The organism is Parasphingorhabdus pacifica (genome assembly GCF_054779195.1).
Genome location: NZ_BAAGYS010000002.1, coordinates 1 through 25,244 on the forward strand (window position 1 = coordinate 1; position 25,244 = coordinate 25,244).

Here is a 25,244-nt window from a genome sequence, read left to right on the forward strand (position 1 = left end):
CCAGCAAGAAACTGCGCACCCGCGTCGAGGCACTGGCCACCGCCAACCCCCTCTACCCCAACCTGTGACGCACCGGTTCGTCTCACGCTGAGACACTGCTCGAACGCGAAGCGCCGCCCCCGAATGTCGGGGGCGGCGCTTCGCGTTTCGCGGGCGGCATGCCGACGGCGTCACCGCACCCGTACCGGACGCCGAGACCGTGGCCGACGTATGCGTGTCGGCTTCTCCGGTAGGCCGATTCGGCCAGGTGAACGTTCAGGCCGCGTGCTCGGTCTCAGCCTCCCGGGCGGGCGCCTCGACCCGGTCCGCCGCGACCCTGCGCTGCCGCGCGCGACGCCGCCACCAGGCCGCCAGCACACCGAGCCCGATCGCCACGACCACGATTCCGCTGGCTCTACCGAGCATCTCCTCGACGTACTTGGCCGAGGCGCCCGCTATCCAGCCGATGCTGACGTGCGTCGCCGACCACGCCACTCCGCCGATCACCGACGCGAGCAGGAATCGCCCGTATCCCAGGCCGCTCGTCCCCGCCGCTACCGGCGTAAGCGTCCGCACGACCGGGAGAAACCGGGCGACGAGCACCGCACCCATGCCGTACTTGCACAACAAGCGACAGGCGCGATCCCAGTGCCGTTGTCCGAGCTTGCGCACCACCCGCGTCTCGCGGAACCGGAAACCGTAGCGCCGCCCCAGCCAATAGCCGATGTTGTCACCGACGACGGCGCACAAGGCCACCGCGGCGGACAGCGTGCAGAAGAAGCCGAAATCGGTCACCGCCGCCGACGCGATCAGCAGACCGCTCTCCCCCGGGACGACGAAGCCGAGTCCGACCGTGCATTCCGCCAACACCAGCGCACCGGTCACCACAACCAGGAGTGGCCTCGGTAATCCCGCGATCAGGGCCAGGAAATCGCTGATGAAGGACACAGGTGACTCCTCGGACGAGCTCGGGGACGTGAGCGTTGTCCGCCACGTTACCGACCGGCACTACCCGCCAACTCCGGAACGACCCCTTGCCGCGCCCTGAGATACAGCTCATACAATCCGCCGTCCCAACACAGCCACAGCGAAGACCGCGGTCCGGAAAGCCCGACGGGTACCCGGTAGGACTGCTTCGGGCTGGAGCGGGACAGGGCTCGCGGGGTTTCCGCGGAGCTGTACAAAGCGGGCGGCCTGAAGACCGCCCGCTCGTACCTGCTCCTATCTCGATCTGTTCCGCGCCCGGTCAGGTCAGGTCAGGTCAGGTCAGGTCAGGTCAGGTCAGGTCAGGTCAGGTCAGGACGATGGAAGTCGCCATCGCCAGCAGCACGCCGCCGCAGCACCGCTCGAACACCCGGTTCCGCCCGGGGTCGGCGAGGAATGCCGCCAGCCAGCGCACCGACGGCACGACGATCAACCAGTACGAGCCGAACGCACCGACCGCCACCGCACTGAGCACACCGGCTTGCGTGACCGGTTCCCCCGCCGGATCCATCGCCTGCGGCAGCAGGGTCAGGAACATCAGCATGACCTTGGGATTGAGCAGGTCGATGAACAGACCGCGGAAGAACACCGACCGCCCCGAAGGAACCGTATCGACCTGCCCGGGCGCCACCTTGCCCGAACCGGCGTTGCGCAGAATCTGAACGCCCAGGTAGGCGAGATAGAGAGCGCCGATGACCTTCACCGCGAACAGCGCTCGCGGGGCCGCGACCAGCAAGGCGGACAAGCCGAGCGTGGCCGCGCTGGCGTGCACCAACAGTCCGCAGGTCACTCCCGCGGCCGCGAACCAACCCCAGCGTCTACCCGTCGCCGCGTTGCTGGTCACCAATACGAAGTCGGGTCCCGGCACGATAATGATCGCTACCAGGGCGAGCAGGTACGGACCCCACTCGATATGCACGGCACCCTCCTGATCAACATGTGCGGCTAACTGCGGGAGTCTCCTTCACCAGTTCGCTCGCTCGCCATGAAGACCGTAGGATCTTCGGCAATGCGCTCATCTGTGGAACTTGATTCGGTTGACTGGCAGATTCTGGAGGAGTTGCAGAACGACGCGACGCTCCCGAACCGAGTGCTGGCCGAACGGGTCGGTCTCGCCGCTTCCAGCTGCCTGCAACGAGTCCGCAGGCTCCGCGAACAGGGCGTGATCATCGGGTCGCACATCGACGTCGATCCCGCGGCGACCGGCCTCCCGCTGGAAGCCGTCGTCGCGGTCAACGTCCGCCCGCACACCCGACCGGTCGTGGACTCGTTCCGCGAGTTCGTGCTGGCCCAGCCGGAAACGCGGTCGTTGCTGCACGTGAGCGGACAGGCCGACTTCCTGCTGCACGTGGCGGTGGCTGACAGCGTGCACCTGCAGGAGTTCCTGGTGGACAGGCTCGCGGCCCGAACCGAGGTGCGGAACTTCACCAGCTCGATCGTGCTGGAACAGGCCCACACGCGGGCGCTGACCGCTCCGCCGCACCTACGCCCCAAACGCCGCCGCAAGTGATCACCACTCGCACACCGCGCTCGTTCGCCCTCGACGAGGCGTCTTGAGCAGCGGAAACGAACCAACCACCGACACGCACCGGCACCGGCGGGAGAACTAGTCCAGCACGCGGAGCAGGCCTTCCTGCACGACGGTCGCCACCAGTTGTCCGTCGCGGGAGAAGAATCGTCCGGTGGCCAGTCCGCGGGACCCGGAAGCGCTCGGTGAAGCGCAGTCGTAGAGCAGCCACTCATCCGCCCGGAAGCTGCGGTGGAACCACATGGCGTGGTCCAGGCTCGCCCCCACGACCTTGTTCAAGCCCCAGTAGACGCCGTGCCTGGCCAGCACCGCGTCGAGCAGCGTCAAATCGGAGGCGAAGGCGACCATGCACACGTGCAGCAGCCCGTCGTCGGGCAGCATGCCGTCGGCTCGCATCCAAACCTGGCTACGGGCTTCACCAGCGCCATCGCCTTCCCACGGCGGTGTGGTGACGTAGCGGACGTCGATCGGTCGAGGCGGGTAGCCGTCCATGCCGATCTGCTCCATCAGCCCCTGCGCCCGCTCACCATAGGTCGGCAAGGTCTCGGGAGCCGGGATGTCCGGCATCGGCTCGGCGTGGTCGATACCGGCTTCCTCGACCTGGAACGAGGCCGACAGCGAGAAGATCGTCTTCCCGTGCTGCACCGCGACCACGCGGCGGGTGGTGAACGAGCGGCCATCCCGGGTTCGGTCTACCTCGTAGACGATCGGCACGCTCGGATCACCCGGCCGGATGAAGTACGCGTGGAGCGAATGCACGGGGCGGTCTTCCGGCACCGTTCGCCCTGCCGCCACGAGCGCCTGTCCAGCGACCTGGCCGCCGAACACCCGCACCGTGGAATCCGCGGGGCTGACCCCGCGAAAGATGTTCTCCTCGATCCGCTCGAGGTCGAGCAGACCGACGAGGCGGTCCACCACCGGCTGCCCGTGGGCGACACCGTTGACGTCCAGGGGCACCGCACCGGTGATTCGCGAACCTGCGGGGTCGGCTGCCGCCGCGCGCGCGGCTTCGGTCACTTCGTACTCCTAGGGTTGTTCGCAATCGTCCAGGCCGGCCCCACCAAACCCGCGTCGAGCCCCGAGCACGCGGAGTCCGGTGGCCGATGACAATTGCGGCACCCGCGTCTCGTCACACGTGGTCTTCTTCACCGAGACTGTGTACCCGGATCAGGTTGGTGGACCCGACGGTCCCCGGTGGAGAACCGGCCACGATGACCACCATGTCCCCTCGCTGGGAACGTCCGAGGGAGAGCATCGCCTGGTCCACTTGACGAACCATTTGGTCGGTGGTGTCCACCTTAGGCACCAAGAACGTCTCGGTCCCCCAAGTGAGAGCGAGCTGACTGCGCACCGACTCCTCAGGGGTGAACGCCAGCAGCGGCAACCTCGTGTGCAGGCGTGCCAGCCTGCGAACCGTGTCACCGGACTGGGAGAAGGCCACCAGTGCCTTGGCGTTGAGCCGTTCACCGATGTCCCGCGCGCCGTAGGAGATCACGCCACGCTTGGTCCGCGGGACGTGGCTCAGCGGCGGCGGAGCAGCCGATCCGGCCTCCACGGCCTCCACGATCCGGGACATGGTCTGCACGGTCTCAATGGGGTAGCTGCCCACGCTCGTCTCGCCCGAGAGCATCACCGCGTCGGTACCGTCCAGGACCGCGTTGGCCACGTCCGAGGTTTCGGCCCTCGTCGGGCGCGAGTTCTGGATCATCGAATCCAGCATCTGGGTCGCCACGATCACGGGCTTGGCGTTCTCCCGCGCGATCCGGATGGCCTTCTTCTGCACCAGCGGGACGTGTTCGAGCGGCACCTCCACACCGAGGTCGCCGCGGGCGACCATCACACCGTCGAACGCGAGCACAATCGCTTCGAGGTTGTCGACCGCTTCGGGCTTCTCCAGCTTCGCGATCACCGGAACCCGGCGGCCGACCCGATCCATCACCTGGTGCACCAGGTCGATGTCGGCCGGGCTGCGCACGAACGACAGCGCGACGAAGTCCGTCCCGAGCTCCAGGGCGAATTCCAGGTCCTCGACGTCCTTGTCGGACAGTGCCGGCACCGAAATGTCCATGCCGGGCATGGACAGCCCCTTGTGGTCGGACACCGGGCCGCCCTCGACGACCTCGCACACCACGTCGTTGCCCTCGACCGCGGTGACGGTCAGAGCGACCTTGCCGTCGTCCACGAGAAGGCTGTCCCCGGCCTTCGCGTCCGCGGCCAGTCCCTTGTAGGTAGTGGAGACCCGGTCGTGGGTACCCTCGACCTCATCGACCGTGATTCGCACTACTTCGCCCGTCAGCCACTCGACAGGACCGGCCGCGAAGTTCCCGAGGCGGATCTTCGGTCCTTGCAGATCGGCGAGAACGCCGACGGCCCGACCCGACACCTTGGCGGCGGTCCGGACCATCTCGTACATCTGCTCGTGATCGGCGTGGCTGCCGTGGCTGAAATTCAGCCGGGCGACGTTCATTCCGCTGTTGACGAGCTCCGCCATCTTCTCCGGGGTCGCAGTGGCGGGGCCCATAGTACAAACGATCTTGGCTCGTCGACTCACGTTGGGTCAGCCTAGTCTCTTGGACCACGCTTGCGGCACTCAGCCGCGCGACTGCGACCGATCGGGGAGCACCATTGCTGGATCATTACAGAACGCCACTGGCTCGGATCCCGTTCGCGGCGGTCTCCCTGATCAGCTTCGCCGTCCTGTTCACCCCTGCGTCGGGGGTGCCGAGCGCGCCCCCGGGCACCGACAAGGCGGTGCACTTCGCGCTGTTCGCCGGACTGGCGATCACCGGGTGTTCCGCAGGGATCAGACCGTCCCCGCTCATCGTCGGGCTAGCCTGCTACGCAGGTGTTTCGGAGGTGATCCAGGCGGCGGCCGTGGACGGCCGCAGCGGGGATGTGGCGGATGCCTTGACCGATCTCCTGGGTGCCGGAGCCGGCCTCGCCGCATACCGGGCGACGCGCGGCCGGACCCGTTCGGCCACCACTCGCGCGCTCGGCCGTACCGGCGCGGCTCGTGACCGCCGCGACCACTGACAGTCGATCGTGTGATTCTCGTCGCAACATCCGACCCGCACGGCTCGACGAGTTCAACGCCGCCGCTCGGAACCACCGATGTGATCGGTGCACCACTGGTTCAGTTCGCGCAGTTGCCGCCACGCGTGCCGGACCCGGTCGACGCATTCGGGCTGGTGCAGCACATCGTCCGGCTCCCACTCCGCATAGGCGTACAGGGTGCGGTGCCGCAGCAGCTCGAGGCGCGGATGGTCACCGGACACCCCGCGCGGCCGGGTCTTCAGCGTCTCCCCCGCGAGCCGCCATCCGCTCGGGAGCGCCTCGAGTAGCTGCCGCAACCGCTCACCGGGCACCTGCTCGGCCACGGCCGCGCGGAACCGGGCCAGCTGATCGGGTTCGGTGTGGAAGCAACCGCCCGCGACTAGCATCCGGTCGGCGCTGATCTCCACGTAGTAGGCACCCCCGCCTCGGGACCGCTCGATCACCGCCCCGCAGTGCGTCTTGTACGGCGCCTTGTCCCGGCTGAAGCGCACGTCCCGGTGCGGGCGGAACACCTTCGCGCTGCCGAATCCGGGGGCGAACTCCGGCTCCAGTTCGGCCAGGAGCGCCTCCATCGGCTCCCGGACGTGTTCCCGGTACAGCGCGAACCGGTCGCTCCAGTACGCCTTGGAGTTGTCCGCCTCCAGACCCTCGTAGAACTCGACCGCGCCGTCCCCGAACCCCTCGAATCGCACGACCGGAGCTTATGCCGCGGTTTCGCGCGTGATGTCCACGCCCTCCGTGCCTGGCGAAATTCGCGTGCCCGCCGGCTTAACCTGAACCCTTGGGCATTGATGTCGGGCGATCTCACGGACTCGACCTCCGGATCGAGGAGGTCGACGACACCGGCTGGGATTTCCGCGTTCGGCACGGCGTCGACGCCGATGGCCGGTGGTGGGTGCTGCGCGAGCCGCGCCGTCCGGAGGTCGCCCGGGGCATTCCGGTGGAGGCGCGGTTGCTGGAGCTGCTGCGACCGCGCCTGCGCGTCGAGTTGCCGCGGTGGGGGATCTGCTCGCCGCAGCTCGTGGCGTACCAACGCCTGCGTGGAGTTCCGCTGGCGACCGAGGACCCGCTGACGCTAGTGCACCACCGGCCGGGGACGGGGACGGAGAGCTACTTCCGCCTCCTCGGCGCCACGATCGCCGAACTGCATCGGATTCCTGTCGACGAAGCCGCGTCGATCGGCGTCGAGGTTCGCGACCGCGGGTCGCTGCGCGCGGAACTCGACGTCGAACTCGCCGAGGGACGAGCAGAACTCGGAATCCCCGAGGATGCGTTCGCACGGTGGCGGCGGTGGCTGGACGACGACCGATACTGGAGCGGCGAGCGCCGACTGGTCCACGGCGACCTCTCGCCCAACCACACGCTCGTCGACGCGGCCGGCGCACTGCTCGGAATCCTGGACTGGGCCGACGCGGCCGTCGACGATCCGGTGCTGGATTTCGTCGCGCCCTGCGTGGCGTTCGGCCCTGCCGGACTCGACTGCCTGCTCAGCGCGTACGCACTCGCGGACGGGCGGCCCCGCGAGCACTTCGACGGGCACGTCGCGCGGCTCGCGGAGTTCCGATACCGCGTGTCCCTCGGCGTGCACGGACTCCGGACCGGCAACGACGCCTACGTCGCCATCGCACGTTCCCGACTGGACGCTTGACCCCCGGGGACTCGGGGGACGCGGGCCGCCGGGCTCGGTGCCGTTTCGATCGACGCGTGGACCGGGACCGAATACCCTTTCGCGAATTCGTCGCGGCCTTCTACGGCAATTGCCGCGTTCGCACGATGAGCGGAAATGGGCGTGGCCACTTACGCTGCTCGTTGCGCCCAATCCTTGCCCGCGGGCTCGTAAGCGGAGTCTCGATCCGCACCGGCCGCGGGTTTTTCGACCTATGCGCTCTAGGAGAACTCGATGGCCGCGGATACGGATTCCCAGCGCCGGCCCGGATACCGGGCGGGCATCGCCGGAGAGATGCTCGCCGAGTTCCTCGGTACGTTCACCCTGCTCCTCTTCGGGTGCGGGTCGGTCGCGGTAGCGGTAGCCGGCCTGTCCGGCTCCGGACGCCAGGAGGCCGCGTTCGGCCCGGCCAACTGGCTCATCATCGTGCTCGGTTGGGGCTTCGGGGTCGTCTTCGGCGTTTACGTTGCCGGGGGCGTGAGCGGGGCCCACATCAACCCAGCCGTGACCCTGGCGTTCGCCGTGCGCAGGACGTTCGCCTTGTGGAAGGTCATTCCGTACTGGTTCGCCCAGGTCGTCGGCGCGTTCGTGGCAGCCGCCCTGGTCTACTCCTCCTACAGCTGGGCGATCGACGCGTTCAACGCGGAAGCCGGGGTGAGCCGGGGTGAGTCGCTCGACACCTTTGCGATCTTCGCGACGTTCCCCGCCGAATACTTCGGTTCTTCGTGGTGGGGTCCACTGTTGGACCAGATCATCGGAACCGCGATGCTGGTACTGCTGATCTGCGCGCTGACCGACTCGCGGAACGCCGCTCCAAGCGCCAACATGGCGCCGTTCCTGATCGGAATGGTCGTTACGGTCATCGGCCTGACCTTTGGCACGAACGCGGGATACGCGATCAATCCGGCACGCGATTTCGGCCCCAGGTTGTGGACGTGGCTCACCGGGTGGGGCGACATAGCCTTTCCGGGCAGTTATGAATGGTTCTCGTGGTTTTTCTGGATTCCCATAGCGGGACCGCTTATCGGGGGAATCATCGGCGCCCTCGTCTACGACCTCTTCATCGGCCAGATCATCAGCGCGCGGGCCGCGGCAGCCGAAGGACCGGAGCCCGGTCGACTGCCCACGGACGAATCCTGATTCGGACCGCGAACACCCGCTGAGATTCCGAGGATCCACCCGAAAGTGCGAGCCGCGAGCAGACACCTCACTCGTTCGGGTCCACCGCTCCGTCGGCCCAAAACTGCCCAGGTCAGCAAGCCGGATGCGGGTTACGCTCGCGAGGTGGTCTCCATCGCACGAACCGGCGTCCGCGGTGAGCCGGCGGGCAATCTGCCGGCCGACGTCACGAGCTTCGTCGGCCGGCGGCATGAGATCACGCGCACGAAGCGCCTGCTCGCCGAGTCCAGACTCGTCACCCTGACCGGGCCCGGCGGCGTCGGGAAGACGCGGCTCGCCCTCCGCGTCGCGCAGAACCTCCGGCGGACGTTCCGAGAGAAGACCTGGCACGTGCAGCTGGAGGAGCTCCGCGACGGCTCGCTGGTCCCCGAAGCCGTGACCGAGCAGCTGGGCATCAATTCACCGACCTCGGGCGATGACCTGGACGCCATCGTGGAGCACCTCAAGAACCGCGAACTTCTGCTGGTGCTCGACAACTGCGAACACGTCGTGGAAGAGGCCGCGCTGCTGGTCGACACCGTGCTGCGCGCCTGCCCGGGAGTGCGCATCCTCGCCACGAGCAGGCAGTCCCTCGGCGTCGCAGGGGAAAGCACGCTCGTCGTACCGCCGCTGCCGACCCCGGATCCCGACCATCTGCCGCCACCAGAGACCTACGAGCAGTACTCGTCGGTCCGCTTGCTCGTCGACCGGGCGAAGGCCGCGGTGCCCGAGTTCGAGGTCGGTCCCGACGACGGCGCCGTGCTGATGCGCTTGTGCCATCACCTGGACGGCAATCCGATGGCGATCGAACTGGCCGCGGTCCGGTTGCGCTCGCTGTCGCTGCGACAGCTCGAGGACCGGCTGACCGAACGGTACGAGCTCCTCACCGAGGGCAGGCGTGGCGCGCCGGCTCGCCAGCAGACCCTGCGGGCGCTGATCGACTGGAGTTACGACCTCTGCTCCGACCAGGACAAGGTGGCGTGGGCGCGGGTGTCGGTGTTCTCCGGGAGCTTCGACCTGGCAGCCGCCGAACACGTCGCGAGCGACGGGCTCAGCCCGGTCGACGTGCTCGGCGCCATGCATTCGTTGGTCGACCAGTCGATCCTGTTCCGCGAGGAGGAGTCCGGCGAGGTCCGGTTCCGCCTGATGCACGCCCTGCGCGACTACGGGCAGGTCAAGCTCGCCGCTTCGGGGGAGCAGGAGCGGGTGCTGCGCAGGCACTGCGAGTGGTACGCGCAGGAGGCGGAACGGTTCGCCGCGGAGTGGATCGGCCCCGACCAGGTCTGGTGGGTCAACAAGCTGCGCCGGGACCAGGACAACCTCCGGCAGGCCCTGCACATCGCAGCTGCTTCGCACGAGACCGCCACCATGGCTTTGCGGATGGCCTCGCACCTGGCCCAGTACTGGGGCATCCGAGGACTCAAGAACGAGGCCCGCTACTGGATCAACCAGGCACTGGAGATCACCCCGCCTTCCGCTCCGGAACGGGCCTCGGCGCTGCGCAACGGCGCGTGGTTCGCGCTTCTCCAGGGAGAGCCAGAAGTTTCGGAGCCGATGCTGGACGAAGCCGAGAGCATCCTCCAGCGGCTGGATGCTCCGATCGAATCGGCCTTCCTCACGCAGACGCGGGGAATGGCCGCCATCTTCGGCAACGACCTCGAGTCGGCGACCCGATTGCTGTGGAGATCGCTCGTCGAGTTCCGCGAGCACGGCTCTCGGCAGGGTGAGCTCATCGCGCTGCTCGGACTCGGTCTGGCCATGGGCATCACCGGCCGGTACCAGGAAGGTCTGGAACTGCTCGGAGAGGGCGACCGCCTCGGCGAACAGCTCGGGGAGCTGTACTGGCGTTCGTACGCGTTGTGGGGCCTGGGCTTCGTGTACCTGATGCAGGACGAAACGGAGCGGGCCGACGTCGTGGTCAAGGACGCGCTCCGCCTGCAACAGCAGCTGGATCACCAGCTGGCCATCGCATTCAGCCTCGAAACGCTGTCGTGGATCGCCTACCGGCAGCACCGCTACGACCGGGCGGCGCGCCTGTTCGGTGCGGCGAACGCCGTGTGGTCCGCGATCCGGGCGACCCCGCAGTACTACTCGACCATGCGGGAGATCCACAACGCGGACATGGCGGGAACACGCGCGGCACTCGGCGACCACACCTTCGCGCAGGCGTTCGAGGCGGGCGACCAACTACCGCTGGCCACCGCGCTGGACCTCGCCCTGGAGGTCAAACCCAGCCGGAACGCGCGGGCGAAGGCCAGCTCGCCGACGACGTTGACCCGTCGCGAACGCGAAATCGCGGATCTGGTCGCGCAGGGCCGAACGAACAAGGAGATCGCGGAGAGCCTGGTGATCGCCCAACGCACCGTCGAGGGGCACGTGCAGCACATCCTGACCAAGCTCGACTTCACGTCGCGAACGCAGATCGCGGGCTGGGTGGCCGCGCGCCAGACCGAAGCTGGACAGGATCCAGAAACACTCTAAGTGACAATCAAGCCTCACATTGCCACTCGAAGCGGTGAATGTAGGTACCGATGCACGTATAAACCGCGATGTCGACATACGCTCTGTATCGGAACCTTGAGTGGTGACCCACCGCGACCACCACGACGGAGCCCAGCCGCCGGAAACCGGTCTCCCCGAACCGTCCCGCGACCCCGCCCCGAACGGGGAGCAGGACGGCGACCGTGCTCCGGACGGACCCCCGAGGACCGCGCGCCGCATCCCCCAGCGACTCACGTCGTCAGCGGCCACGTTCCTTCGCCGGTCTCGTTCGACGTTGGCCGCCACGACCGGAGGCATCGGCCGCATCCCCCCGAAAATGCGGTCGGCCCAGGTGGGCACAGCGGTGACAGCGGTGGCCACGCTGGGACTCGTGCTCGGCCAGGCCCAGCCGGAAGACGGACACGTGGCAGTGGCAACGCACACCGCGCCGCTGACCGGCCCCGAGAAACCGGCGGTTGTCCCGGACTCGCCCCCGAAGTCCGGGACAGCCGACCGGCAGGACCGGATCGACAAGTGGATCGACGAAGCCACCGAAGTCCTCGAAGAGCGCGGTGTCCCCGAAGACGCGGTCGACGAGGACGACCTCCGGTTGATCATCGAGAGCGAATCCGGTGGTGACCCGTCCGCGATCAACGGGTGGGACTCGAACGCGGTGAACGGCACCCCCTCGAAGGGCTTGATGCAGACCATCGACCCGACGTTCGAGTCCTACGCGCTGCCCGGGCACCAAAACATCTGGCACCCGGTGGACAACATCATCGCGGGAACCTTGTACTCGATCGACCGGTACGGGTCCGTCTCGAACGTTCCGGGTGTGACTGGAACCAAGTCCGGAGGTGCCTACCAGGGGTACTGATCCACCACATCCGGGATGACGGCGGTCGACTCCACCCCCGAGGGTCGACCGCCGTTCCTATTTTCACCGCCGCTTCACTCCCCGCCCCGCGCCCGGACGCAAGCTGCCCGACCGGCCACTCGGGCGGCGGCATCGACTCCGGCGTGGCCCGACCCGTTCCGGCACGAGTTCTGCGTTCCCGGGCCCCATCGCCCGCTCCGCAACCACCCGACCGGGTTCCGCACGTCGGGCGACCGTGCGCACTGGGGCGGGTACACGCTTCACCGACGACGGGACCCGGGCTCGTGACGGTATGATGGCTGGTCGGACTCACGCGGAACACACGTTCCGCCGAGCCCCGAGGTTTCCGAGATCGGACTCGCCAACACCAGACCAACGAGTACCCAGCCCGTCCGGAACACCGGACCTTCCGGGCCCCCGGACGCTGGGAACCGGGCGCGGGAGTCCGGATTCCCGCAGCCAGGTGGTCCCGTGTCCGGGCGTCCCGGAAACCCGGACTCGCCTGCGCTTCCGGGCGCAGGGGCGCCCGACCGAATCGCGACCGTTTCGCAGGACAAGGTGGAGCAAAGTGGCCAACGCCCGACGTGATCGGGGTATCGACCGAGCCGACGACATCGCCGCCGAGCAGCAGTACGTTTCGGTGCTCTACGACAAGCTCGACGAGCTGCGCGAGCAGACCACGAAATGGTTGAACGAAACGCTGCGGCAGACCGGCGGCACACCGCAGGCGCGCACCGAGCGCGACATCTCCACCACGATGTACACCGACAAGCTTTCCCAGCTCAGCGCTGTCGAGCACGGTTTGTGCTTCGGTCGGCTCGACCTCGACAGCGGTGAGCGCTTCCACATCGGACGTCTCGGCCTGTTCGACGAGGAGAACGAGTACGAACCGCTGCTGATCGACTGGCGCGCTCCCGCGTCCCGGCCGTTCTACCTGGCCACCGCGGCCGCGCGGGACGGCGTGCACCGGCGCAGGCACATCCGCACCAGCTGGCGCAACGTCGTCGACATGGAGGACGAGGTCCTCGATCTCAACTCCACCGAGCAGGGCAGCGATCTCGGTCTCGCCGGGGAAGCCACCCTGCTCGCCGCGCTCGACGCACGACGCACCGGTGAGATGAGCGACATCGTCGCCACCATCCAGGCCGAGCAGGACCGCATCATCCGCGCAAGCATGAACGGCGTCCTCGTCGTGCAGGGCGGTCCCGGCACCGGCAAGACCGCGGTCGCGCTGCACCGGGCGGCGTTCCTGCTCTACACCTACCGCGAGCAGCTCACCAAGCGCGGCGTGCTGGTCGTGGGGCCGAACTCGACCTTCCTGCGCTACATCGGCCAAGTGCTGCCCTCACTCGGCGAGACGGGTGTCCTGCTCTCCACGCCGGGCGAGCTCTTCCCGGGGGTGAGCGCCACCGGCGCCGATTCCGAGACGGCCGGCGAGGTCAAGGGACGCGCGAACATGGCCCAGGTGCTCAACACGGCGGTGCGCGACCGCCAACAGGTCCCGAAGAAGTTCTTCGAGGTCGTCTACGACCGGGAACCGCTGCTGGTCGACCGCAAGACCGTGTCGCAGGCGCGCACTCGCGCCCGCCGGTCGAGGAAGGCCCACAACCACGCCAGGAAGACCTTCCAGCACGAGATGTTCTCGGCGCTGACGACACGGGCCGCCGACCGGCTTGGCCAGGACCTGCTCGACCGCCGCGACCTCGACGAGATCAACTCGGAGCTGCGTGGCGACCCCGCGGTCTGCGCCGCGCTGGACACGTTGTGGCCGGAACTGACCCCGCAGCAGCTCCTGGACGATCTGTTGAGCGATCCCGACCGGCTGTTCTCGGCCACCCGCAAGCACCTCGACGACCAGGAACGGGCCGCTCTGCTCCGGGAACAGGGCGCTGACTGGACTCCCGCGGACGTCGCCCTGCTCGACGAACTCGCCGAGCTGCTCGGTGAGGACGACTCCCGGGAACGCGAGGAGCAAGCTCGGCAGGAACGTGAGGAACTAGCCTACGCCCAGGGCGTCCTGCACATCATGGAGCAGGACGAGGAGATCGCCGACGAAGAACGCCTGCGGGTCTCCGACGTGCTCGACGCCGAACTGCTCGCCGAACGGCACCAGACCCGCAGCGACCTGTCGGCTGCCGAACGCGCGGCCGCCGACCGGACCTGGACCTTCGGCCATGTGATCGTCGACGAGGCGCAGGAACTGTCCGAGATGACCTGGCGCGTGCTGATGCGCAGGTGCCCCAGCCGATCGATGACCCTCGTCGGCGACATCGCGCAGACCGGCGCCCCGGGAGGCGCGCGGTCGTGGGACCAGGTGCTCTCGCCCTACGTCGCCGACCGGTGGCAGCTGGCCGAACTCACGGTGAACTACCGGACGCCCGCGGAGATCATGGGGGTGGCCGCGGACGTTCTGTCCGAAATGGATACGAATCTTCGCGCGCCGAACTCGGTTCGCACCAGCGGCCACACTCCCTGGACCAAGCACCTCCCGGCAGAGCAGCTCGCCGAAGTGTTGCCGTCGATGGTCGAGGAGGAACTGCGCGCGGTCGGGGACGGCACGCTCGCGGTGATCCTCCCGCCGGAACTGATCGAGGAGGTCGGCGAACCGGTCAGCCGCGTGCTTCCCGAGACCGTCGACACCCGTCCCGAAGGACTCGACTCCCCTGCCGTGCTGTTGACCGTGGAACAGGCGAAGGGGCTGGAGTTCGACGCGGTGCTGCTGGTGCACCCCGAGGCGGTGCTGGACGGTTCGGTGCAGGGATTGAACAACCTCTATGTGGGACTGACCCGCGCCACCCAGCGGCTGGGAGTCGTGCACACCGACGGCCTCCCGGAAGTCCTGTCCGGGCTCAACTCGGCGTGACAGCGGCGACAGCCACGGGCGTCGTGCGGAACCACGTGGTCGGCGAGATCGACACCGACGAACAGCTGTGCAACCAGGCCGTCGTCACCTGCCGCCTGTCCTAGTGTGTGCGGCGAAAGACCGTCGCAGCCGCGAGGTGGCCGGAGAGGAGAACCAGCGTGCGGGAGTGCGGTGGGACAGCACGGCCGGGTGTGGTGCCCGCACCCTCCGAGACCGCGGGCACCATGGTGGCTGCCCTGTACGGCGAACTGGCCCCGCACGCCTGGCACCATCCCGAGCACGACGCCTACCAGCTGTTCCACCAGCGGGCACTGACCATGGGCTGGCTCGACGACACCAACGCCGGCGGCGACGGGCAGGACCGCACGCGCCGCGCACCCGGGCTGTGGGGGATGAACGACGCTGGGTGGGGCCACCCTCTCGGTGCTACCGGAACGGGCCTGGTGTCGTGGTTTCAGGTAGAGGCCGGCGCGGTGGCCGACGACCGGCCACTGCCGGTGCAGCCGTTCCTGCGGTGCGCCGAGGACGCGACAGCGCGCGCCGGCACGCTGCACCTGACCGCGGTGCAGCTCCTGTTGCCGGTACAGGGGATCGACCCCGCGACGCGTCCGGCGTACGCGCCGGTCCCGGCAATGGGCACACGTCATTGGTTCGATACGTGCCCCCCGCAAGCGAGCACACCGGTGGAGGTGGGCCTCGACAGCGGCCAGGACCCGGCGATTCCCGCCGTCGTGGAGCAACTCACCGACTACCTGGCCGGGCTGGACCAGGATGTGTTCGTGTGCCGCTACCACGGCCTCACCGAGCGGGAGGCCGTGCCACCTCCACCGTTCGACGACCGTTTCTGGAACGGCCCACCCCGCCACGGCGCGGTGCTGCGCGGGGAACTGGCCGAGTGGTCCTGCGACGCGGTCGGCTGGCTGGCAGCAGCTGTCGCCGACGCCACGGCCCGACTCGCCGTCCGTTCACCGCTGCTGCTCAGCTTGACGCGCTCTCTCCCGCCAGGCTGACCGGCACGCCGGCGCAGCGGCCACGCTCCGGAGAACTCGGCGTCGTGCAGTGCAGCAGCAGTCCCTCGATCACCCCCGCCGCTGCCGACGACGAAGACGACCATGCCGACCTCCCGGTCCGCTCACACCACCGCGAGGGGCAGCGCGGTCGGTTCGACCGGCGAGGGCAACTGCGACTCCCCCGTCAGGCACGCGTCGACGGAGTGCGCCACCGCGCGCCCCTCCGCGATCGCCCACACGACGAGCGAGGCGCCCCGGTGGGCGTCACCGCACACGAACACCCCCGGGCTCTTCGTCTCCCAATTCGACCCGCAGCCGATGGTCCCGCGCCGGGACAACTCGATACCGAGACCGCCGAGCAACTCCATGTGTTCGACGCCGTCGAACCCGATCGCGAACAGCACGAGATCGCACGGCAGCTCCTCGCTCTCGTCGGAGACCGGCACGACCGTCCGCTGCCCGTCGCCGCCCCGCTCGACTCGCACCGGCCGCAACCGGACGGCGCGCACGTGTCCGTGCTCGTCGCCGACGAATTCCTCCACGGCCACAGCGAACCTGCGTTCACCGGCTTCTTCGTGCGCGGGATAAGTGCGCAGGATGTACGGCCACGTCGGCCACGGGGACAGATCGTCGTCCCGCTCGGTGGGCGGCTTCGGGTATTGGTCGAGCTGGGTGATGCTCAGCGCTCCCTGCCGCGTGGCGGTGCCGTACGCGTCGGCTCCCGTGTCACCGCCCCCGATGATCACCACGTGTTTTCCTCGCGCGGTCAGCGGCGAAGGACCGTCCCCTTCGCACTCCCGGTTCGCGGGCACGAGCTGCTCCATGGCGAGGTGCACGCCGTCGAGCTCCCTACCCGGCACCGTCCGGTCGTCCCGGCCCCGCAAGGCGCCGACGGCCAGCACGACCGCGTCGTGGCGAGCCCGGAGCTCGGCCACGGTGAGGTCGACCCCGACCTCGCACCGCGTGACGAAGTGGGTGCCTTCGTCACGCATCTGCGCCAACCGGCGGTCCAGGACCGATTTCTCCATCTTGAACTCGGGGATCCCGTACCGAAGCAATCCGCCGAGTCGATCGTCCCGTTCGAACACGGTGACCGCGTGGCCTGCGCGGGTGAGCTGCTGGGCCGCCGCGAGCCCGGCGGGGCCGGATCCCACGACCGCCACCCGGTGTTCGGAACCCATCTCGGGGACGTGCGGCTCGACGTAGTCGTTCTCCCAGGCCACCTCGGCGATGGTTTCCTCGACGCGCTTGATCGCCACCGCCCCGCCCGAATCGGGGGAGATGGCCAGTACGCAACCGGCTTCGCAGGGTGCGGGGCACAGCTTGCCGGTGAATTCGGGGAAGTTGTTGGTGGCGTGCAGCCGTTCACTCGCCCGCCGCCACTGCCCACGCCGCACCTGGTCGTTCCACTCGGGAATCAGATTGCCCAGCGGACAGCCCGCCGAACCGGAGTGGCAGAACGGAACTCCGCAGTCCATGCACCGCGCGGCCTGGGTCGAAACCTCCCGGTTGCGGTCGTCCGGAGAGAGCGCGGCGTAGACCTCGTGCCAGTCGCCGATTCGTTCGGCCTCGGGGCGCTTGGCGGCATCGGCTCGCCCGTACTTCAGGAATCCGTGCGGGTCAGCCACGAGAAGCCTCCATGATCACCTCGTCCACGTCCCTGCCCTCGGCATGTGCCAACCGCGTCGCTTCGAGGACTCGCTCGAAGTCGCTCGGCATCACCTTGGTGAACGCCGCCGACCGGCGTGGCCAGTCGCCCAGCAGCGATGCGGCCACCGACGAACCGGTGAACGCGTAATGCCGCCGGACGATTTCCCGTAGCCAAGCGAGGTCCTCGGAATTCGGCCGCTGCAGGTCGACCATCGCGGTGTTGACCCGAACCGGATCCAGGTTGAGCACGTAGGCGATGCCGCCCGACATGCCCGCGGCCACGTTCCGCCCGGTCCGCCCGAGCACGACGGCCCTGCCGCCGGTCATGTACTCGAAGGCGTGATCACCGGTCCCCTCGGCCACCGCGAGCGCACCGGAGTTGCGCACGCAGAACCGCTCGCCCACGAGTCCCCGCAGGAACACCTCGCCCGCGGTCGCGCCGTAGCCGATCACGTTGCCCGCGACGACCTGATCCTCCGCCGCGAACATGGACTCCTGGTGCGGACGCACGACGATCCGGCCGCCGGAGAGCCCCTTGCCGACGTAGTCGTTCGCATCACCGGCCAGCTCCAGGGTGATACCGCTGGGCAGGAAGGCGCCGAGCGACTGGCCCGCGGACCCGTCGAGTTCGACGTGGATGGTGCCGTCGGGCAGACCGTCACCACGGAAGCGCCGGGTCACCTCGGCGCCCAGCAAGGTGCCGACGGTGCGATTGACGTTGCGGACCGGCAGCTTGATCCGCAGCGGGTGCGCGTCCTCCAGCGCTGCCTCGGCGAGCTGGATCAACGTCCGGTCCAGCGCCTGGTCGAGGCCGTGGTCCTGTTCGCGCGTCTGCCTCCGCGCCGGCGAGAAGGGCGTGCTCGGTTCGGCGAACAACCCCGAGAGGTCGAGTCCGCTGCTCTTCCAGTGCGCGACGGCCTTGTCGACCCGCAGTACGCCGACCTGGCCGATCGCCTCGTCGAGGGTGTGGAATCCGAGCTCCGCGAGGTACTCCCGCACCTCCTCGGCCACGAACTCGAAGAAGTTCACCACGTGGTCGACCTGCCCCGTGTAGCGCTTGCGCAGCTCGGGGTTCTGGGTTGCCACGCCGACCGGGCAGGTGTCGAGGTGGCACACCCGCATCATCACGCAGCCTTCGACGATCAGCGGCGCGGTGGCGAAGCCGTACTCCTCCGCGCCCAGCAGTGCGGCGACCAGCACGTCGCGACCGGTCTTCATGCCACCGTCGACCTGCACTGCGATCCGATCGCGCAACCCGTTGAGCAGGAGGGTCTGCTGCGCTTCGGCTAGGCCCACCTCCCACGGCGTTCCCGCGTGCTTGAGGGAGGTCAGCGGAGCCGCGCCGGTCCCACCGTCGTGCCCGGAGATCAGGACCACGTCGGCGTGCGCCTTGGACACACCTGCCGCCACCGTGCCCACACCCACCGAACTCACCAGTTTGACGTGCACGCGGGCGTGTTCGTTGGCGTTCTTGAGGTCGTGGATCAGCTGGGCGAGGTCCTCGATGGAATAGATGTCGTGGTGCGGCGGTGGCGAGATCAGCCCCACGCCCGGGGTCGAAAAGCGAGTCTTCGCGATCCACGGATAAACCTTGTGCGCGGGTAGCTGCCCGCCTTCGCCGGGTTTCGCACCCTGGGCCATCTTGATCTGAATGTCGGTGCTGTTGACCAGGTATTCGCTGGTCACGCCGAATCGTCCGCTGGCGACCTGCTTGATGTTGGAGCGCCGCCGCGGGTCGTGCAACCGGTCGGCGTCCTCACCGCCCTCACCCGAGTTGGAGCGCCCGCCCAACCTGTTCATCGCGAGCGCGAGCGTCTCGTGGGCTTCCGCCGAGATGGCGCCGTAGCTCATACCGCCGGTGGCGAAGCGTTTGAGTATTTCCGAAGCGGGTTCGACCTCGTCGATGGGGATGGGCGTCCGCGCGCTGTCGAACTCGAACAGGCCGCGCAGCGCGCCACCTTCCTTCGCCAACCGGTCGCATTCGGCGGTGTAGGACCGGTACGCCTCGTGCTTGCGGGTCTTGGTGGCGTGTTGCAGGAGGAACACCATCTCCGGGGAGAACAGGTGCAGTTCGCCCTCCCTGCGGTAGGAGTACTCTCCTCCGCTGTCGAGACCGCGGTGCGCGCGATCCGCCGGGTTGTCCGGGTAGGCGCGCCGGTGCCGCTGCGCGACCTCTTCGGCGAGTTCGTCGAGCCCCACACCGCCGATTTTCGAGGCGGTGCCCCGGAAGTACTCGTCGACGACCTGCGGGGCGAGCCCGACGGCTTCGAAGATCTGTGCAGCCGTGTAAGCACCGACGGTGGAGATGCCCATCTTGGACATCACCTTCCGAACGCCCTTGACCAGTGCTTGCACGTAGTTTCGCACGGCAGCGCGGGGTCGCAGCGCACCGATCTGGCCGGTCGCGACCATGTCCTCGATCGCCTCGAACGCCAGGTACGGGTTGACCGCCGCCGCGCCGTAACCGAGCAGCGCCGCGATGTGGTGCACCTCGCGGGCGTCACCGGACTCGACGACCAGCGCCACCTTGAGTCGTTCCTTCGTCTCCACCAGGTGGTGGTGCACCGCGGCGACGAACAACAACGAGGGGATCGGCGCCCGCCGATGGTCGGAGTCGCGGTCGGAGAGCACCAGCACTCGCGCGCCGGCTCGAATCGCCTCGGACGCCTCTTCGCACACCCACTGGAGCGCTTCGGCCAGCGCCGGACCACCACCATCCACATAGTACAGTCCAGAAAGGACAGAACAGGAGAGGCCGGGCAGATCTCCGTCCTCGTTGATCCGGATCAGCTTGGCCAGTTCGTCGTTGTCGATCACCGGAGTCGGCAGCACCACGTGCCTGCAGGACGCGGGCGACGGGGACAGCAGGTTCTGTTCCGGGCCCATGACCCGGCTGACCGAAGTGACGATCTCCTCGCGGATGGCGTCCAACGGCGGATTCGTCACCTGCGCGAAGTGCTGCACGAAGTAGTCGTAGAGCATCCGAGAACGCCGCGAGAGCGGCGCGGGCGGGGTGTCCGACCCCATCGACCCCAGTGGTTCGGCCCCCTTCGAGGCCATCGGCGCGAGCAGCAGCGCGAGCTCCTCCTCGCTGTACCCGAACAGCAGCTCCCGGCGGACCACCGACTCGTGACTCTGCACCACGTGTTCGCGATCGCGCAGTTCTTCCAGCTTGAGCAGGCCCGCGTACAACCACTCCTCGTAGCGATGTTCGGTGGCCAGCTCGGATTTGATCTCGTCGTCCTCCACCAGCCGCCCCTGCTCGGTGTCGACCAGGAACATCCGGCCCGGACGGAGCCTGCCCTTCTCGACGACCTCACCCGGATCGATGTCGAGCACACCGCTCTCGCTCGCCAGCACGATCCGGTCGTCGGCGGTCCGCCACCAGCGCCCCGGACGCAACCCGTTGCGGTCGAGCACCGCGCCGACCAGCGCACCGTCGGTGAAGGTCACGCAGGCCGGCCCGTCCCACGGTTCCAACAGGCCCGCGTGGAACTGGTAGAAGGCCCGGCGAGCCGGATCCATCTCGGCGTGGTTCTCCCACGCCTCCGGGATCATCATCAGCACGGCGTGCGGCAACGTGCGCCCACCGAGGTGCAGCAGCTCCAGCACCTCGTCGAACGACGCCGAATCCGAACCGTCCTCGGCGCAGATCGGGAAGAGCCTCGACAGGTCACCGGGAATCAGGTCCGAGGCCAACAGCGCCTCTCGCGCGCGCATCCGGTTGCGGTTACCCCGCACCGTGTTGATCTCACCGTTGTGCGCGAGGTACCGAAAGGGGTGCGCCAGCGGCCAGGACGGGAAGGTGTTGGTCGAAAACCGGCTGTGCACCAGCGCTATCGCGCTCACCAGGAGGTCATCGCCGAGATCCGGGAAGAACGCGGGCAGCTGGACGGGGGTCAGCATGCCCTTGTAGATCAGGGTGCGACTGGAGAGCGACGGGAAGTAGAGCTCCAGCCCCTGCCGCGCAGCCTCCCGCTCGGCCCGCTTGCGCAGGCAGAACGCCGAACGATCCAGATCGACCCCAGCTAAGAGGCCCCCTTCGTCGGCGACCAGCAGCATCGCGAACTCGGGCATGCACCGCGCCGCCGTCGACCCGACACCGGCCGCTTCCGGTGTCACCGGCACGTCCCGCCAGCCGAGCACCCGCAGGTTCTCCTCGGCCGCGAGGTTCTCCACCAGCTCCACCGCACGGCGCCGCTGCTCGGCATCCGCGGGCAGGAACGCGAGTCCTGCCGCGTACCGGTGGTTTCCCGCCGAATCCGGTTCCGGGAGAGCGACCCCCGAGCGAGCCCGCAGCAGCGCATCCGGCAGCTGGACGAGGATGCCCGCACCGTCACCGCTGGTCGGCTCGGCACCCGCGGCTCCGCGGTGGTCGAGATTGGTCAACGCGGTGAGCGCGTCGGTGACCGTGCGGTGCGACCGGCGTCCCTTGACGTCGGCGACCATCGCGACACCGCAGGAATCATGCTCCCACGAGGGATCGTACAAACCCTGTGGGCCCGGATCGGCAGAGAAGACCATGACGGATCTCCCTCGTCTTCGCGCTTGAGCTGCCGCCGGCGGCGGCTCCACGGCACGGGACGACGCTGGCCCGCAAGATCCTTCGGCGCTGCTGTGAAAAAACCGACTGCCCGATGACCGACTGCCCGATGACCGGGCGGCCCAAGACCGGGTGACCCAAGACCAGGTGACCCAAGACCGCCGGGATCGCGTTCGGGGCCCGAGAACCGAAATCCCCGACCTTCAACGGTTATCAATCAACATGATAGCTGGTCAGCGTCTTGCGTGACGGATTCACGCCTTGCGGTTACACCGCCCGAACAGGTGAGATGGCTCGCTCGTGCGGAGAAGAGTACGCGCCTCGCGCCCAGTCTTCACCGTGTCCGAACGACCTCGCGTGCGGCAAAACACTCCGGTCACAGCTTCATTCGAGATCACCGGCTGATATCTTGCCTGCTCAGGGCAGGATCGCGACCGTCGTTCACGGACGCGGCCACGCCTCAGACGCCGACGGTAGCGAAATCCGGTGCGAACCCGGTGCTGTGCCGCAACTGTGATGTGCCGACCGTGGTCCGAGGGACAACGGTCACGCACGAGCCAGGTCGCCTTCCGCCCGGTGTCGATGTCAACCACCCCCGGTGCAGGGGTGCGGCGTCGGTTCACCTCGCTCCTCGCGGCGGACAGGCGCCCACCGCACCGGCCGACCACCGAGGGAAGTCATGACCGGGTTCCGTCGCCTCGCGGCGCTGCTACTCGCCCTGTTCGCGCTCACCGCCTGCGCCACCCGCCCCCAGCCAGCCGAGACCCACGCGCCCGCCGACGACCCGGCCTCCGCGTTCCCGGTCAAGGTCCAGCTGCCGACCCAGGACTCCGTGACGATCCCGCAGCAGCCCAAGCGCATCGTCTCGTTGAGCCCGACGGCCACCGAAACCCTCTACGCGGTGGGTGCCGGTGACCAAGTCGTCGCCGTCGACGGGCGATCCAACTACCCGGAACACGCGCCGCGCACGGACCTGTCCGGGCTCAACACCGACGCGGCCGGGGTCAGCTCGCACGAGCCCGACCTGGTCATCGCGCAGGACAACGCCACCGAACTCGCCCACGGGCTGCGAGCCCTGGACATCCCGGTGCTGCTCACCCCCGCTGCGAAAACGCTCGACGCCACCTATGAGCAGATCGAGACGATCGGCCGGGCCACCGGTCACACCGAACAGGCCGAGAACGTGGCCCGCGGGATGCGCGCGGAGATCGACGAGATCGTCCGGAAGACCCCGAAGCCGTCCCGCCCGCTGAGCTACTATCACGAGATCAGCCCCGACCAGTACAGCGCGAGCTCACGCAGCTTCGTGGGCAGCATCTACGGACTGTTCGGCCTCACCAACATCGCCGACAGCGCGGAAGGCAAGTTCCCGCAGGTGTCCCAGGAACACATCATCGAGGCCAACCCCGACCTGATCTTCCTCGCCGACACCAAGTGCTGTGCGGTCTCCCCGCGTTCGGTGACCGACCGGCCGGGATGGGACACGCTCACCGCAGTCCGTGAAAACCAGATCGTGACCCTCGACGATGACATCGCCGGCCGTTGGGGACCCCGCGTGGTCGACATGGTGCGCTCGATCAGCGACGCCGTCACCGACGCGCAGAGCGGCTGATGCCCTCCGCTGCTCCCACCGAGCTCTCCCCGACCAGACTCCGCGCCACCCACCTGCTCGCGGCACTCTCCGTGCTGGTGGTCACCGTCGCGGCCTCGGTGCTCCTCGGCGCCGCCGAGCTGGGTTGGCAACGCGTCCTCGCCGAGATCGGCGCACAGCTGACCGGCGGTCGGTCTCCGCTCTCCGAACGCGAAGCCGCGATCCTGTGGGAACTGCGGGTTCCCCGCGTGGTGCTCGGTGCGCTCGTCGGCGGCGCGCTGGCCATCTCCGGGGCCGCCTTCCAAGGGGTCTTCCGGAACCCCCTTGCCGAGCCGTACCTGCTCGGTTCGGCCCCGGGAGCCGGCCTGGCCGTCACAGTGGTCATCATCCTCATCCCGCAAGCAACGGGGATGTCCGGCACGGCCCAACTGGCCGCCTTCCTCGGCGCGCTCGGCGGGGTCGCGCTCACCTGGATCGTCGGGCGTTCGGCGGGATCCGAAACCGCTACCCTGATCCTGGCCGGCGTAGCCGTGGGGTCCTTCCTCACCGCGGGGCAGACGTTCGCCCAACAACTCCGCCTGGAATCCCTCCAACAGGTGTACATGTGGCTGCTGGGCCGATTGCACACCACCGGCTGGCACGAAGTGCTGGTGGTGCTCCCGTACGTGGCTGCCGCCGCCGCGGTGCTGTGGCTGTCGGCCCGGTGGCTCGACCTGCTCGGCACCGGCGACGAGGAAGCCACGGCTCTCGGCATCCGGCCGGGCCGGGTGCGCGCCCTCGTGCTCGTCGCCGCATCGCTCGCCACGGCCGCTGCGGTCTCGGCAGCAGGGTTGATCGGCTTCGTCGGCCTGGTCGTTCCACACCTGGTCCGGCTCGCCGTCGGGGGCAGCTACCGCCTCATCGTCCCGCTGTCCCTGCTGTTCGGCGGCGCCTTCCTGGTGGGCGCCGACATGCTCGCCCGGACCGTGATGGCGCCCGCCGAACTGCCGATCGGCGTGATCACCGCATTCACCGGAGCACCCTTCTTCGCGATGCTCCTGCACATGAAGAGGACCCCTTGAGCACGCTCGAAGTCGACGGTCTCGCCGCCGGATATCGACGCACCCGGGTGCTCTCGGAAGTTTCCGCATCAGTGGAGTCGGGTGGCTGGCTCGGCATCATCGGCCCGAACGGTTCCGGCAAATCAACCCTGCTCAAGGCGATCGCCGGCCTGGTCCGCCACGAAGGCCGAGTGCAGGTGGACGGTCGGCTGCTGACCGGCGTCCGCCGCCGCGAGCGCGCCACACTGCTCGGATACGCCCCGCAGATCCCGCAGCTGCCGATCGGGCTCACCGTGACCGACTACGTGCTGCTCGGACGCACACCGCACCTCGGGCCGCTGGGCAAAGAAGGCCGCGAGGACCTGCGGGTGGTCAACGAGGTGCTCGAACGACTCGACCTGTCCCGACTCGCCAGCCGTCAACTGGCGACCCTGTCCGGTGGTGAGCGGCAGCGGGCGGTGCTCGCGCGGGCACTGGCGCAACGAGCGGGGGTACTGCTGCTCGACGAGCCGACCACGGGTCTGGACGTGGGCCACGCCCAAGCCTTGCTGGACCTGGTGGACGAACTCCGGCACGAACTCGGCACCACGGTCGTCACGACCCTGCACGACCTCACGCTGGCCGCCCAGTACGCCGAACGGCTGCTCCTGCTCGACGACGGGCGGGTCTGCGCCGACGGAACTCCGCTCGACGTGCTCACCCCGGCTCTCCTCGCCGACCGCTACACCGCGCGTGTGACCGTCCTGCACTCCCCAGACGGCTCGCCGGTCGTCGCGCCCGTACGCGAATAGCCTCGTGGCGCCGGACGCGTTCGCCGTGT

At 68.5% G+C, this 25,244-nt stretch carries 18 protein-coding genes; 11 read left to right on the forward strand and 7 right to left on the reverse strand.

Annotated elements, in window-relative coordinates; genetic code table 11:
* Positions 1–255: 255 nt before the first annotated feature.
* A complete protein-coding gene (locus ACYVAN_RS00015; protein ID WP_460954171.1) occupies positions 256–927 on the reverse strand; it encodes a DedA family protein in 672 nt (223 codons plus the stop codon).
* Between the two features lie 343 nt (positions 928–1,270).
* Positions 1,271–1,882: a LysE family translocator gene (locus ACYVAN_RS00020; RefSeq protein ID WP_460954174.1), complete on the reverse strand. Its 612-nt coding sequence runs from the start codon at positions 1,880–1,882 to the stop codon at positions 1,271–1,273.
* 90 nt (positions 1,883–1,972) lie between these two features.
* On the opposite strand from ACYVAN_RS00020, the gene ACYVAN_RS00025 reads away from it, so the two are divergent.
* Positions 1,973–2,473: an Lrp/AsnC family transcriptional regulator gene (locus tag ACYVAN_RS00025; RefSeq protein WP_460954176.1), complete on the forward strand. Its 501-nt coding sequence runs from the start codon at positions 1,973–1,975 to the stop codon at positions 2,471–2,473.
* A gap of 96 nt (positions 2,474–2,569) precedes the next feature.
* Here ACYVAN_RS00025 and tesB read toward each other — a convergent pair whose 3' ends face one another.
* Positions 2,570–3,508, reverse strand: a complete 939-nt coding sequence (gene tesB, locus ACYVAN_RS00030) for an acyl-CoA thioesterase II (RefSeq protein ID WP_460954178.1) — start codon at positions 3,506–3,508, stop codon at positions 2,570–2,572.
* A 112-nt stretch (positions 3,509–3,620) separates the two neighbouring features.
* Positions 3,621–5,042, reverse strand: a complete 1,422-nt coding sequence (gene pyk / locus ACYVAN_RS00035; protein ID WP_460954180.1) for a pyruvate kinase — start codon at positions 5,040–5,042, stop codon at positions 3,621–3,623.
* Positions 5,043–5,116: 74 nt separating this feature from the next.
* Between pyk and ACYVAN_RS00040 the strand changes: the two genes are divergently transcribed.
* Positions 5,117–5,524, forward strand: coding sequence for a VanZ family protein (locus ACYVAN_RS00040; RefSeq protein WP_460954182.1), 408 nt, complete (start codon positions 5,117–5,119; stop codon positions 5,522–5,524).
* Between the two features lie 53 nt (positions 5,525–5,577).
* Here ACYVAN_RS00040 and ACYVAN_RS00045 read toward each other — a convergent pair whose 3' ends face one another.
* Positions 5,578–6,237, reverse strand: coding sequence for a DUF2461 domain-containing protein (locus tag ACYVAN_RS00045; RefSeq protein ID WP_460954184.1), 660 nt, complete (start codon positions 6,235–6,237; stop codon positions 5,578–5,580).
* Positions 6,238–6,326: 89 nt separating this feature from the next.
* Between ACYVAN_RS00045 and ACYVAN_RS00050 the strand changes: the two genes are divergently transcribed.
* The 6 genes from ACYVAN_RS00050 to ACYVAN_RS00075 all read left to right on the forward strand — a co-directional run bounded on the left by ACYVAN_RS00050 (position 6,327) and on the right by ACYVAN_RS00075 (position 15,600).
* Positions 6,327–7,193: a phosphotransferase gene (locus ACYVAN_RS00050; RefSeq protein ID WP_460954186.1), complete on the forward strand. Its 867-nt coding sequence runs from the start codon at positions 6,327–6,329 to the stop codon at positions 7,191–7,193.
* Positions 7,194–7,445: 252 nt separating this feature from the next.
* Positions 7,446–8,351 (forward strand): MIP/aquaporin family protein, encoded by a 906-nt coding sequence (locus ACYVAN_RS00055; RefSeq protein ID WP_460954188.1) that lies wholly within the window; start codon positions 7,446–7,448, stop codon positions 8,349–8,351.
* A gap of 144 nt (positions 8,352–8,495) precedes the next feature.
* Complete coding sequence (locus ACYVAN_RS00060) at positions 8,496–10,850, forward strand: ATP-binding protein (protein WP_460954190.1); 2,355 nt, start codon at positions 8,496–8,498, stop codon at positions 10,848–10,850.
* A 103-nt stretch (positions 10,851–10,953) separates the two neighbouring features.
* Positions 10,954–11,727 (forward strand): transglycosylase SLT domain-containing protein, encoded by a 774-nt coding sequence (locus ACYVAN_RS00065; RefSeq protein ID WP_460954192.1) that lies wholly within the window; start codon positions 10,954–10,956, stop codon positions 11,725–11,727.
* A gap of 568 nt (positions 11,728–12,295) precedes the next feature.
* Entirely contained in the window at positions 12,296–14,590 is a 2,295-nt protein-coding gene (locus tag ACYVAN_RS00070) for a HelD family protein (protein WP_460954194.1), read from the forward strand.
* A 158-nt stretch (positions 14,591–14,748) separates the two neighbouring features.
* Positions 14,749–15,600 (forward strand): hypothetical protein, encoded by an 852-nt coding sequence (locus ACYVAN_RS00075; RefSeq protein WP_460954196.1) that lies wholly within the window; start codon positions 14,749–14,751, stop codon positions 15,598–15,600.
* A 122-nt stretch (positions 15,601–15,722) separates the two neighbouring features.
* On the opposite strand, the gene ACYVAN_RS00080 is transcribed toward ACYVAN_RS00075, so the two are convergent.
* Positions 15,723–17,228 (reverse strand): glutamate synthase subunit beta, encoded by a 1,506-nt coding sequence (locus ACYVAN_RS00080; protein WP_460954198.1) that lies wholly within the window; start codon positions 17,226–17,228, stop codon positions 15,723–15,725.
* Complete coding sequence (gltB, locus tag ACYVAN_RS00085; RefSeq protein WP_460954200.1) at positions 17,221–21,774, reverse strand: glutamate synthase large subunit; 4,554 nt, start codon at positions 21,772–21,774, stop codon at positions 17,221–17,223. Before gltB ends, ACYVAN_RS00080 begins: the two co-directional genes overlap by 8 nt.
* A 698-nt stretch (positions 21,775–22,472) precedes the next feature.
* Between gltB and ACYVAN_RS00090 the strand changes: the two genes are divergently transcribed.
* From ACYVAN_RS00090 to ACYVAN_RS00100, 3 genes are read left to right on the forward strand one after another with little or no spacing between them, the layout of a single operon-like run.
* Positions 22,473–23,405, forward strand: a complete 933-nt coding sequence (locus ACYVAN_RS00090; protein WP_460954202.1) for an ABC transporter substrate-binding protein — start codon at positions 22,473–22,475, stop codon at positions 23,403–23,405.
* Positions 23,405–24,445, forward strand: a complete 1,041-nt coding sequence (locus ACYVAN_RS00095; protein ID WP_460954204.1) for a FecCD family ABC transporter permease — start codon at positions 23,405–23,407, stop codon at positions 24,443–24,445. Before ACYVAN_RS00090 ends, ACYVAN_RS00095 begins: the two co-directional genes overlap by 1 nt.
* Positions 24,442–25,215 (forward strand): ABC transporter ATP-binding protein, encoded by a 774-nt coding sequence (locus tag ACYVAN_RS00100; protein WP_460954206.1) that lies wholly within the window; start codon positions 24,442–24,444, stop codon positions 25,213–25,215. The genes ACYVAN_RS00095 and ACYVAN_RS00100 overlap by 4 nt, the downstream gene beginning before the upstream one ends.
* Positions 25,216–25,244: the final 29 nt, after the last annotated feature.

What these genes read in the sequence shown, in the direction of transcription:
- ACYVAN_RS00025 (WP_460954176.1), top strand. Translation starts at nt 1,973, where the DNA reads ATGCGCTCATCTGTGGAACTTGATTCGGTTGACTGGCAGATTCTGGAG.
- ACYVAN_RS00055 (WP_460954188.1), top strand. Translation starts at nt 7,446, where the DNA reads ATGGCCGCGGATACGGATTCCCAGCGCCGGCCCGGATACCGGGCGGGC.
- gltB (WP_460954200.1), bottom strand. Translation starts at nt 21,774, where the DNA reads ATGGTCTTCTCTGCCGATCCGGGCCCACAGGGTTTGTACGATCCCTCG.
- ACYVAN_RS00090 (WP_460954202.1), top strand. Translation starts at nt 22,473, where the DNA reads ATGACCGGGTTCCGTCGCCTCGCGGCGCTGCTACTCGCCCTGTTCGCG.
- ACYVAN_RS00095 (WP_460954204.1), top strand. Translation starts at nt 23,405, where the DNA reads ATGCCCTCCGCTGCTCCCACCGAGCTCTCCCCGACCAGACTCCGCGCC.